A 12,088-nucleotide genomic window follows, 5' to 3' on the forward strand; every position below is an offset into this window, starting at 1 on the left:
GGCTCACACCTCCGGCAGGTCGCCCAGCAGCGACAGGATGTCCATATCCTCAGGCAGCGTCGCCAGATCCGCCTCGGCCGCGCCAAGGATGTCGTCCTCATAGACATCGGCCTTCCACAGCTGGAACGTGTCCAGCGAACCGGCCAGCACCGCCTCGCCGCCCTCCGATGCCGTCATCCCGATCTTCTCGCGCACCTTGGGCGGCAGCACGATCCGCCCGTCATCGTCGATCTCCACCGTCGCCGACAGGGTGATCATGTTGCGCTCAAGAATGCGCCGCTCGCGCGACCCGATGGGTTTGCGGCGGATCATCGACTCAAGGCGCTGCGCGCCCGCAATCGTGTAACATTCCGCGAATTTCCGGCGCTCGTCGCCATAGACGATCACGATGCGCTTGCGGGTGCTGTCAGGGTCTCCGGCCTCCAGAACACGGCGAAAGGCTGCCGGGATCAAGACCCGCGCCTTACCGTCCACCTTCTGGGTGAACTCGCCTCTGAACGCCTCCGACATCGGCCTTCCGGCCTCCTCACACGCAGCTCTTGCCCTGCTCCGTCAGGCCCCTGCCCGCCCCATGCGGACCCTGAAAACGGAAACGGCGGACCGAGCTGCTGCCACTGCTCGATCCGCCGCCTGTCCCATCGCTGGGCGTCCAGCTACGCGCGCCACCTGGGGGAGATGTCTGCTCGCTCGCGCGCCGGATCTCTGGTTTCGATGAAGGCGGGGCCTGTATGAAGCCTGCTTTCGCCTGTTCGGGGTCTTGTGCCGCCCCTGCTTTCGTCCTTCCCGTCCTCATCGTCGTGAAAACTGTATGCCTTGGGAAAACGTGGTACGCAACGGAAATTTTCGGGAAAGAACGGGCGAGAATGGGCCACATCTTGTTCAGCACCCCCCGCCAACACAGGATTTGGTAGGGTTATCCACAGGCCACTTCCCACAAATTGCAGCAGACCGATCAACTACACACAAAATCTAGTGACCCTTCGTGAAGGGCCATCCTGTCCCAGACTTTCCCAACTTTTTTCGGCCCAAGACGTCAGGATGCCCGGTCCAGCGGTCAACGGGCGGCAATCACGGCAAGACTATGGCAGAATCCCCCAGAATCCGCCATCCGGCACCGCTCATCCCACGTTTTCCCAGATTAGTGATTCGCGGCGTGCGCCCGTCCCGGCACATCCCACCCGGTCCCGGTCGCGCGGCCGCTTGGGGCGCGCAAACCGCGCCCCGGGCCTGACCCAGGACCCCGGATCACATCCCTTGCCGCCGGCGCGCCCCTCGACCGTATGGCATGGCGGGGTTACGTCGCCACAAAGGCGCCGACGACCGGTTCCGCTCCATCGGGACGGATCAGCACGGCGGCGCCACCTCTGCCCGGCCTGTGCGGCCACGCACGGTGAACCAGCCCCCGCCCGCGCAAAGGGCAGAAATCGGTATGCACGCGCGTCTGCACGCGCGCCTGCACCCGTTCCTGCACACCTGATTTCGCCAAACCGCTTGAAAAGGCCGTCAGAATTTACGCCATCCCGCCCGCAATCAACCCCCGCGCCAGGCGCGCATAGGCCTCCGCCTCGGGCGCATCCGTCGCCGCGATGGGCGTCCCCGCATCCCCCGCCATCCGCACCGACAGCGCCAGCGGCAACTCGCCCAGGAACGGCAGCCCCAGCTTGGCCGCCTCCGCCTTCACCCCGCCATGGCCGAAGATCTGCGTCTCATGCCCGCAATTGGGGCAGCAGAAGGTGGACATATTCTCGATCAGCCCCAGCACCGGCACCTTCAACTTGGCAAACATGTCCAGCGCCTTGCGCGCATCCAGCAGCGCCACGTCCTGCGGGGTGGACACCACCAGCGCCCCCGTCAGCTGCGTCCGCTGCGCCAGCGACAGCTGGATATCCCCCGTCCCTGGCGGCAGGTCGATGATCAGCACATCCAGCCGCCCCCACGCCACCTGCCCCAGCAGTTGCTGCAAGGCCCCCATGATCATCGGCCCCCGCCAGATGACCGCCTCATCCTCTTTCAGCATCAGCCCGATCGACATCATCGTCACGCCATGCGCCTGCAAAGGCTCGATAATCTTGCCATCCGGGCTTGCGGGGCGCCGGTTCACCCCCATCATGCGCGGCTGGCTCGGCCCATAGATATCGGCATCGAGCAGCCCCACCCGCCGCCCCTGCCGCGCCAGCGCCACGGCAAGGTTCGACGACACGGTGGATTTCCCCACGCCCCCCTTCCCGCTTGCCACCGCGATGATCCGGTCCACGCCCGATACCTTCTGCGGCCCGCCCTGCTGGGGCGTCGGATGCTGCCCGATCTTCAGGCTGGGCGGGGCGGCCTTCGCCGCCGGGCCATGCGCCGTCATCACCACCTGCACCGTTTCCACCCCCGGCAGGGCGCGCACCGCCGCCTCCGCCGCCGCCTGCACCGGCCCCAGCGCGCGGGCCGCCTCGGGGCTTTCCGCCTCGATCACGAAACGCACGGCGGCCCCGTCAACAGTCAGCGCGCGAATCAGATCGCGCGACACCAGATCTCCCCCGCCAGGCAGGGGGACCCCCGCCAAAGCCCGCATGATTAACTCGCGCGCAACCGTCATCTGTTCTTCTCCTGCACAAGCTTTCGGCAAACCTCGCCATCTTTGCATCACACGGCAAGGTCAAGTTGACCATCTGCTCAGGTTTTCATCGAAACCCCTGAAATTCATGACATTTTCAAGACACACAGCCATGCGGTTGCTGCATGGCAGCATTGCAGACCCCGGCTATTGTGCAGCTGCAGCATATGGCCCATGTTTCCGGTAACAGCGCAACAGAACGCTGTCCGGATATCGTGTAGCAAACTGAGGCTGATCGAAATGGCTTATGTGAACTCTTCCCGCGCCGCGTCTTTCTCGCTGGCGGATCGCATCTCGGGCTTTGTCGCCCTGACGAAAGCGAACCTTGCCCGCCGCGCCGTGTACAAGCAGACGGTCCGCGAACTGAACGCGTTGACCGATCGCGAACTGGCCGATCTGGGCATTGCCCGGGCCGACGTCCTCTCCGTGGCCCGCGAAGCGGCCTACGGCAAGTAAGTTTCTTGCTGGGTCCCACCTCCTCCCGGGGCCCGTGGCAAAAGCGGCGGTGCTTCTCCTCCTCCCTGGCACCGCCGCACTTTGATCCGGAAGCTGCGCTGATGCGTATACTTCCATGACAGATCCGAAGTCCCCCTCCTCCTCCCTGGGGACATGCGGAAAAGCGGCGGTTCCGCTCCTCCTCCCAGGAACCGCCGCACCCTTATTCGGGGCACTTGCCCCAACGGTGTACGGCGGCCCTCCTCCTCCTCCCTGAGGGCCATCGGACCAGCGGCGACCCCACTCCTCCTCCCAGGGGTCGCCGCGCAAAGTTTCGGGGTGCAAACCCCACATGCTGTACGAAGGGCCCCCTCCTCCTCCCTGGGGCCCGTCGGACCAGCGGCGGCCCCGCTCCTCCTCCCTGGGGTCGCCGCACATCATTCGCGCTCGGCCTCTCCTCCTCCCTGGCCGGGTCGAACCTGCGGTCGGCTTCCCCTCCTCCCTGGCCGGACCGTTCGATTGCGGCGGCGCCCTCCTCCCTCTGGCGCCGCCGTTTTCCATTTCAGGGCAGGAAGAATCGCTCTGCGCGGCAAAAGCCTGCGCCCGCCGCGAAAATAATACAATTATATCAAGCAATTAGGCAGGAATGGCCCGCCGCGCGGCGTGGTCAAAAGGCCACTCAGAACGGCACGTCATCCGCATCCTCGGCGGCCACGATGAACCCCGCCACCACCTTCTTGATCCCGGCCTTGGAGAAGTCGATTTCCAGCTTGTCGCCCTCGATCCCCGTCACGATCCCATAGCCGAACTTGCGATGGAACACCCGATCGCCCTCGCTGAAGGCCGACACAGCGGTTGCGTCGATCACCATGCCCCGCGCCTCCTGCGGCTGGGCCACCCCGCGCGTCTGCACGCGGTCCTGCATCCGCTTCCAACCGGGCGAGTTGTAGACATCCGCCTTGGAGACCCGCTCATCCATCGCCGACGACACCGCGAAAGGCGCCGCCGCGCCAAAGCCCCCACCATACAGCCCCGGCGGCGTCAGCACCTCGACATGCGCCTGTGGCAACTCGTCGATAAATCGGCTGGGCAGCTGGCTTTGCCACTGCCCATAAACCCTGCGGTTGGAGGCAAAGGAAATCGTGCACAACTCTTCCGCCCGCGTGATCCCCACATAGGCCAGCCGCCGCTCTTCCTCCAACCCCTTCAGCCCGCTCTCATCCATCGACCGCTGGCTGGGGAACAGCCCATCCTCCCAGCCCGGCAGGAAGACGACCGGAAACTCCAACCCCTTCGCCGCATGCAGCGTCATGATCGAAACCTTCTCGCCCGCCTCTTCCGTCTCGTTGTCCATGATCAACGCGACATGCTCAAGGAAGCCTTGCAGATTGTCGAACTGCTCCAGGGCCTTGATCAGTTCCTTCAGGTTCTCAAGCCGCCCGGGCGCCTCGGGCGTCTTGTCGTTCTGCCACATCTCGGTGTAGCCCGACTCCTCCAAGATCATCTCGGCCAGAAGCATGTGGCTGCCGTCAAGGATATCCAAGTCGCGCTTGCAAACTGCTATCCGGGACGCGAGCCTACTAAGGTCCAAGCGCAAGTCTTCCGCCAATGGATCTCCTTCAGCTAGGACGGCGAGCTGCTCTAGACGTGCCTCTCTTTCGACCCTCAGGGTGACGAGTCGTTCTGAGTATCGGTCAATTTCCACCGGATTGTGAGTATTGGAAACAAACCAATGCCAGCGGTCGATCCCTTCCACAAAGGCGCGCAACTGCCCCGCGCCCTTGCCGCCGATCCCGCCATTGGCCACCAGTTCCCGCGCACCCTCATGCAGCGCCACCCCCGCCTGCCGGGCCGTGCGCTGGATATCGGCCTGCGCCTTGTCGCCCAAGCCACGCTTGGGGACATTCACCACCCGCTCAAAGGCCAGATCATCCTCGGGGCTGACGGCCAGCCGGAAATAGGCCATCGCATCGCGGATCTCCTGCCGCTCGTAAAAGCGCGGGCCGCCGATCACGCGATAGGGCAGCCCGATGGTCAGGAAGCGGTCCTCGAAGGCCCGCATCTGGTGGCTGGCGCGCACAAGGATCGCCTGCCCGTCCAGCCCCACGGGATCCAGCCCCCGCCGGCCCCGCTGCAGCGCCTCGATCTCCTCGCCGATCCAGCGCGCCTCTTCCTCGCCGTCCCAATGGCCGATCAGGCGAACCTTCTCGCCCTCCTTCACATCCGTCCACAGCGTCTTGCCCAGGCGCCCCGCATTGCCCGCGATCACCCCCGACGCGGCGGCCAGAATATGGGGCGTGGACCGGTAATTCTGCTCCAGCCGCACCACATGCGCGCCGGGAAAATCCTTCTCGAAGCGCAGGATGTTGCCCACCTCGGCGCCGCGCCAGCCATAGATCGACTGGTCGTCATCCCCCACGCAGCAGATGTTGCGATGCCCCTGCGCCAACAGCCGCAGCCACAGATACTGCGCCACGTTGGTATCCTGATATTCGTCCACCAGGATGTAGCGGAACCAGCGCTGATACTGCGCCAGCACATCCTCATGCGCCTGAAAGATCACCACGCAATGCAACAGCAGATCGCCGAAATCGCAGGCGTTCAGCGTGCGCAGCCGCTCCTGATACTGGGCGTAAAGCTCTGTCCCGCGATGGGCATAGCCCGACGCTTCCGATGACGGCACCCGCTCCGGCGTCAGCGCGCGGTTCTTCCAGCCGTCGATCATCCCCGCCAGCATCCGCGCGGGCCAGCGCTTTTCGTCGATATTCGCGGCCACGATCAACTGCTTCAGCAGGCGGATCTGATCATCCGTGTCGAGGATCGTGAAATTCGACTTCAACCCCACCAGTTCCGCATGGCGCCGCAGGATCTTGACCGACAGCGAATGGAAGGTGCCCATCCACGGCATCCCTTCGGCCACCTCGCCCAGCATCCGCCCCACGCGCAGCTTCATCTCGCGCGCGGCCTTGTTGGTAAAGGTCACGGCCAGAATCTCGTTCGGCCGCGCCTTGCCCATGCGCAACAGATGCACGATCCGCGCCGTCAGCGCCTTGGTCTTGCCCGTCCCCGCGCCCGCCAGCATCAGCACCGGGCCATCCAGCGCCTCCACCGCCTCGCGCTGCGCGGGGTTAAGATCGTCCAGATAAGGCGCAGGCCGCGCCGCCATCAGCGCGCGCTGCGACAGCGGTACCGCGGCCGCCTCGAAGGCTTCGTTCTCATCCCAACCGTTCATGTATGCCAGCCTAGCGCCATCGGCGGCAAAGGAAAAGGTTCCGCAAATGTTCCGGGCGAAGTTTTCCACCCCGCTTTGCACCAGCAAAGCCATGCCTGCATATTTCGCAAAATTTGCATGTCATGCCGGTCGCCGCCCTTGCGCTGCATTGCAGCAGCCCTAAGGTGGGTCGATCCGGCTCGGTCCACGCACCCGGCGCCGGGGAAAAGCCCGCCTGACCTGCCGACATCCGGAGAGACCGATGCCAGAGTTCCGCAAGATCCTCGTCGCCAACCGGGGCGAGATCGCCATCCGCGTGATGCGTGCCGCCAATGAGATGGGAAAGAAGACCGTCGCCGTCTTCGCCGAAGAAGACAAGCTCTCCCTCCACCGCTTCAAGGCGGATGAGGCCTACCGCATCGGCGAAGGGCTCTCGCCCGTGGGGGCCTATCTCTCGATCCCGGAAATCATCCGCGTGGCCAAGATGTCGGGCGCGGATGCGGTGCATCCGGGCTATGGTCTTCTGTCCGAGAACCCCGATTTCGTCGAGGCCTGCGATCAGGCCGGCATCACCTTCATCGGCCCGCGCGCCGAAACCATGCGCGCCCTGGGCGACAAGGCCTCTGCCCGCCGCGTGGCGATCGAGGCGGGCGTCCCCGTCATCCCCGCGACCGAGGTGCTGGGCGATGACATGGCGCTGATCAAGAAACAGGCGGCCGAGATCGGCTATCCGCTGATGCTCAAGGCATCCTGGGGCGGCGGCGGGCGCGGGATGCGCCCGATCCTGTCGGAAGACGAGCTTGAGGCCAAGGTCCGCGAAGGCCGCCGCGAGGCCGAGGCCGCCTTCGGCAATGGCGAAGGCTATCTGGAAAAGATGATCCAGCGCGCCCGCCATGTGGAGGTGCAGATCCTTGGCGACAAGCAGGGCAATGTCTGGCACCTGTGGGAACGGGATTGCACCGTCCAGCGCCGCAACCAGAAGGTGGTCGAGCGCGCCCCCGCCCCCTACCTGACGCAGGCCCAGCGCGAAGAGGTCTGCGAAATGGCCCGTCGCATCACCGCGCATGTGGAGTATGAATGTGCGGGCACCGTCGAATTCCTGATGGATATGGATGACGGCAAGTTCTACTTCATCGAAGTGAACCCCCGCGTGCAGGTCGAACATACCGTGACCGAAGAGGTCACGGGGATCGACATCGTGCAGGCCCAGATCCTGATCGAGGAAGGCAAGTCACTGGCCGAGGCGACGGGTGTCCCCGCGCAGGCGGATGTCAAACTCAACGGCCACGCCCTTCAATGCCGCGTGACGACCGAAGACCCGCTCAACAACTTCATCCCCGATTACGGGCGGCTCACCGCCTATCGCTCGGCCACCGGCAACGGCATCCGGCTGGATGGCGGCACGGCTTACGCGGGCGGCGTGATCACCCGCTATTACGATTCGCTGCTCGTGAAGGTCACGGCCCATGCCCAGACGCCGGAAAAGGCCATCGCGCGGATGGACCGCGCGCTGCGCGAGTTTCGCATCCGGGGGGTGGCGACGAACATCGAGTTTGTCATCAACCTCCTGAAACACCCCACCTTCCTGAACGACACCTACACCACCAAGTTCATCGACACGACGACCGAGCTTTTCAACTTCCGAAAGCGGCGCGACCGGGCGACCAAGATCCTGACCTATATCGCCGACATCACGGTGAACGGGCATCCCGAAACGGCAGGCCGCCCCAAACCCCCGGCCGAGGCAAAGATGCCAAAGCCGCCCAAGCTGCTGACCGAAACCCCCGCCACCGGCACCCGCAACCTCTTGGAACAAAAGGGCCCGCAGGCCGTAGCCGATTGGATGCGCGCGCAGAAGAAGGTGCTCATCACCGACACCACCATGCGCGACGGCCACCAGTCGCTGCTGGCCACCCGGATGCGCTCCATCGACATGGTCCGCGTGGCCCCGGCCTATGCCGCGAACCTGCCGCAGCTCTTCTCGGTCGAATGTTGGGGCGGCGCCACCTTCGACGTGGCCTACCGCTTCCTGCAGGAATGTCCGTGGCAGCGCCTGCGCGACCTGCGCGCCGCCATGCCGAATGTGATGACGCAGATGCTCCTGCGCGCCTCCAACGGCGTGGGCTATACCAACTATCCCGACAATGTGGTGCGCGCCTTCGTCCTGCAGGCGGCAGAGACCGGGGTGGACGTGTTCCGCGTGTTCGACAGCCTCAACTGGGTGGAGAACATGCGCGTCGCGATGGATGCGGTGATCGAGGCGAACAAGGTCTGCGAAGGCACCATCTGCTACACGGGCGACCTGCTCGATCCCGCCCGCTCCAAATATGACCTGAAATACTACGTTGACCGCGCCCGCGAACTGAAGGCCGCCGGCGCCCATGTGCTGGGCCTCAAGGACATGGCGGGGCTTCTGAAACCGGCCTCCGCCCGCATCCTCGTTAAGGCGCTGAAACAGGAGGTTGGCCTGCCCGTCCATTTCCACACCCATGACACGTCCGGCGCGGCGGCGGCCACGATCCTTGCCGCCTGCGATGCGGGCGTCGATGCCGTGGATGCTGCGATGGATGCCTTCTCCGGCGGCACCTCGCAGCCCTGCCTCGGGTCGATCGTCGAGGCGCTGCGCCACACCGAACGCGACACCGGGCTCGACATCAAGGCGATCCGCGAGATTTCTAATTACTGGGAACATGTCCGCGTCCAGTACACGGCCTTCGAATCCGGCCTCCCCGCCCCGGCGTCCGAGGTCTATCTCCACGAAATGCCCGGCGGACAGTTCACCAACCTCAAGGCGCAGGCACGTTCCCTCGGGCTCGAAGAGCGCTGGCCCGAGGTCGCGCAGGCCTATGCCGATGCCAACCAGATGTTCGGCGACATCGTGAAGGTCACCCCCTCGTCCAAGGTGGTGGGCGACATGGCGCTGATGATGGTGGCCCAGGGCCTGACCCGCGCGCAGGTGGAAGACCCCGGCATCGACGTGGCCTTCCCGGAATCGGTCATCGACATGCTGCGCGGCAATATCGGCCAGCCCCATGGCGGCTGGCCCGAAGGCATCCTCAAAAAGGTTCTCAAGGGCGAGGCGCCGCTCACCGACCGCCCCGGCAAGACCCTGCCCCCCGTCGATCTGGAAGAGACGCGGGCCAAGCTCTCCGCCGAACTGGGCGGCAAGTCGGTCGATGACGAGGATCTGAACGGCTACCTCATGTATCCCAAGGTTTTCCTTGATTACATGGGCCGCCACCGGCTCTACGGCCCCGTCCGCACCCTGCCCACCAAGACCTTCTTCTACGGCATGGAACCGGGCGAAGAGATCACGGCCGAGATCGACCCCGGCAAGCAGTTGGAGATCCGCCTGCAAGCCGTGGGTGAGACGACCGAGGATGGCGAGGTCCGCGTCTTCTTCGAACTGAACGGCCAGCCGCGCGTGATCCGCGTGCCGAACCGCGCCGTGAAAGCCAAGACGGCGGCGCGGCCCAAGGCGCAGGAGGGCAACCCCGCCCATGTCGGCGCGCCGATGCCCGGCTCCATCGCCTCGATCGCGGTCACCGTTGGCGCGAAAGTCCGCGCGGGTGATCTCTTGCTGACGATCGAAGCGATGAAGATGGAAACCGGGCTACACGCCGATCGCGAAGCGGTGGTCAAGGCGCTGCATGTCAGCGCGGGCAGCCAGATCGAGGCGAAGGATCTGCTCATCGAACTGGAATGACCGCGTAGGATGGGCCACCGGCCCATCCTACCCCCAGCCACGTGCGGGGCGCAGCGGCCCGCACCAATCGCGTAGGATGGGCCAATGGCCCATCCTACCGCCCGGCCTCAGGCGCGGCGAAACTCCATGATCCAGTTCACTTCCCAGCTTTGCCCGCCATCGGCGGAAAAGGCCTGCTGCCAGCGCGGTCCGTCCGCCATCTGCCGCCATTCGAATTCCACCACGATCGGGCGCCCCTGAAAGTGATCCTCCGCCCGGAACCGTCCCACCCCGTCGACAAAGCGCCCCTTCACCGGCACGTCCAGCATATGGGGGTTGCGCCCATCCACCCACCAGATCGCCCACAGACCTGTAGCCGGATCAAAGGTCCGCAGGGCAAGCGCACGGTAATCGCCCGCGGGCAGATGCAGCAGGTTGTCTTCCACATTGCCCAAGCCCCCCAGCACGCGCTGCATCCGGCTTGTCCCGGCAAAGCTCTCCCAGTCCTGCGCCCCCGCCAGCCGCGTGACCAGACGGCGATGCCGCACGATCCAGTCCCCCTCCTCGAAATCGAAATCCCCGCGCCCGTCCATGCCCGCCTCCGCCATAGCACGCCATCGACAGCATGGCAGAAATTCTGGAACATTACCAGAACATGCGGCGCTGCCTTGCCACCGGCCTGACAAAACGGGGCTCGGACGGAAATTCTCGGCCCATGCGCAGATTACCCCTTGCAGCCTCCGGCAATGCGCAATAAATCCGCCACGTCCAACCGGCGCGGGCGTAGCTCAGGGGTAGAGCATAACCTTGCCAAGGTTAGGGTCGTGAGTTCGAATCTCATCGCCCGCTCCAGTCGGACCCTACGGAAAAGGCCGCCCCCCGGGCGGCCTTTCGCATATCCGGCGGGCCTTTTTCCCCTTGCACGCAGCCCGACCCCGGACTATCACCCGCCCACGGAGTGCGGGCGTAGCTCAGGGGTAGAGCATAACCTTGCCAAGGTTAGGGTCGTGAGTTCGAATCTCATCGCCCGCTCCAATTTCCAGAAAAGATCGTGGCGGCCACAGCGCCCCTGGGGCATGCCGCAAGGCTGCCGCGTGCCGACGAACGGCCCGCCTGCCACCGGCGACACGGCCACCGGTCCGGGCTAGTGGCGCAGCGCCACCCCGCGGCGCGCCTGCCCCGGCACCATCGGCAACAGCGCGGACGGCATCGTCGGGTCCCCCGCCACCACCTGCATCCGCGCCGCCCGCATCAGCCGCATCGGCACCGCGCCCAGGATCGGGGCCTGCACCGGCATACCCACGGCAATCTCGGGTGCGGGGATGTCGAGGCTGCGATAGGCCTCCCACATCGACCCGCGCGCCGCCTGCACCGCCAGTTGCAGCTCCACCGGATCGACATGGCTGCCCCGGTCCAGCACGGCGATGAAATCGCCCGATCCGGCATAGGCCAGCCGATACTGCGCCGCAGGCAGCGCATCGAGGATCAGCTCCGCCGCCTCGGCCAGGAAATCATAGTAATCCAGCCGCTCCAGATGCCCGAAAGCCCACAGCGCGTTGCGCAGCCGGAAGCAGATCACCACCGTCCCCGGCAGGCCGGACCAGCCCAGTTCTTCAAGGTGGTTCTCCAGCACAAGGTAATCCACCAGCCCTTCCTCGGCATTGGGCAGCACCGCATCCTCGAACCCAAAGCCAAAGCCCGGCTTGGCGCGCAGCGACCCGATCTCGTCGCGCAGCGCGGCGGACTGGCTGCGTTCATGCAGGATGCGCTCCACCATCGACAGGCGCGCACCCAGTTCGACATTCTCCAGCGGCTTGTGCAGGAAATCGTTCGCGCCCGCCTCCAGCGCCTCCTTCACCCGCGCCCGCTCGGTCACGGACGAGATCATGATGATCGGCGTCATCTGATGCTCCGGCAGCGCCCGCAGCGCCGCGCAAAGCTGCGCTCCCGTCATGCCCGGCATCTCCAGATCCAGAAGGAACAGGTCGGCATCGGCCTGCCCCGCCTCGATCGCCCGCAGCGCCACCACCGGATCGTCGAAGGCCGCCACGACCTGCAGGTTCAGCGCGGCCAGAAATTCCGCCACGATGGCCAGAAAGATCGGATCATCATCGACGCAGACAACACGCATGAGAGGCCTCCCAGATCCGATCAT

General features: G+C 65.3%; 7 protein-coding genes and 2 tRNA genes. 4 read left to right on the forward strand and 5 right to left on the reverse strand.

Features of this window, described 5'->3' with window-relative positions:
* Positions 1-3: 3 nt before the first annotated feature.
* Both GU920_RS01805 and GU920_RS01810 read right to left on the reverse strand, forming a co-directional pair.
* Positions 4-510 carry a division/cell wall cluster transcriptional repressor MraZ gene (locus tag GU920_RS01805; RefSeq protein ID WP_161765273.1) on the reverse strand — a complete coding sequence of 169 codons (507 nt, stop codon included), beginning with the start codon at positions 508-510 and terminating at the stop codon, positions 4-6.
* Positions 511-1,510: 1,000 nt separating this feature from the next.
* The gene (locus GU920_RS01810) at positions 1,511-2,584 is read right to left on the reverse strand and encodes an Mrp/NBP35 family ATP-binding protein (protein WP_161765274.1); all 1,074 of its coding nucleotides are present in this window, start codon (positions 2,582-2,584) and stop codon (positions 1,511-1,513) included.
* Positions 2,585-2,842: 258 nt separating this feature from the next.
* Between GU920_RS01810 and GU920_RS01815 the strand changes: the two genes are divergently transcribed.
* The gene (locus GU920_RS01815) at positions 2,843-3,058 is read left to right on the forward strand and encodes a DUF1127 domain-containing protein (protein WP_161765275.1); all 216 of its coding nucleotides are present in this window, start codon (positions 2,843-2,845) and stop codon (positions 3,056-3,058) included.
* A gap of 658 nt (positions 3,059-3,716) precedes the next feature.
* Here the strand turns inward: GU920_RS01815 and GU920_RS01820 are convergent.
* Positions 3,717-6,269 (reverse strand): ATP-dependent helicase, encoded by a 2,553-nt coding sequence (locus GU920_RS01820; protein ID WP_161765276.1) that lies wholly within the window; start codon positions 6,267-6,269, stop codon positions 3,717-3,719.
* A 241-nt stretch (positions 6,270-6,510) separates the two neighbouring features.
* On the opposite strand from GU920_RS01820, the gene GU920_RS01825 reads away from it, so the two are divergent.
* Positions 6,511-9,954 (forward strand): pyruvate carboxylase, encoded by a 3,444-nt coding sequence (locus GU920_RS01825; RefSeq protein WP_161765277.1) that lies wholly within the window; start codon positions 6,511-6,513, stop codon positions 9,952-9,954.
* Positions 9,955-10,061: 107 nt separating this feature from the next.
* Here the strand turns inward: GU920_RS01825 and GU920_RS01830 are convergent, their stop codons facing one another.
* Complete coding sequence (locus GU920_RS01830; RefSeq protein WP_161766477.1) at positions 10,062-10,526, reverse strand: DUF1579 domain-containing protein; 465 nt, start codon at positions 10,524-10,526, stop codon at positions 10,062-10,064.
* A 184-nt stretch (positions 10,527-10,710) separates the two neighbouring features.
* On the opposite strand from GU920_RS01830, the gene GU920_RS01835 reads away from it, so the two are divergent.
* Positions 10,711-10,785: transfer RNA gene (locus tag GU920_RS01835), tRNA-Gly, on the forward strand.
* 108 nt (positions 10,786-10,893) lie between these two features.
* Positions 10,894-10,968: transfer RNA gene (locus GU920_RS01840), tRNA-Gly, on the forward strand.
* Positions 10,969-11,077: 109 nt separating this feature from the next.
* Here the strand turns inward: GU920_RS01840 and GU920_RS01845 are convergent.
* A complete protein-coding gene (locus tag GU920_RS01845) occupies positions 11,078-12,064 on the reverse strand; it encodes a response regulator (protein WP_161765278.1) in 987 nt (328 codons plus the stop codon).
* Positions 12,065-12,088 lie beyond the last annotated feature (24 nt).

Source organism: Paragemmobacter ruber (assembly GCF_009908315.1).
Taxonomy (GTDB): domain Bacteria; phylum Pseudomonadota; class Alphaproteobacteria; order Rhodobacterales; family Rhodobacteraceae; genus Paragemmobacter; species Paragemmobacter ruber.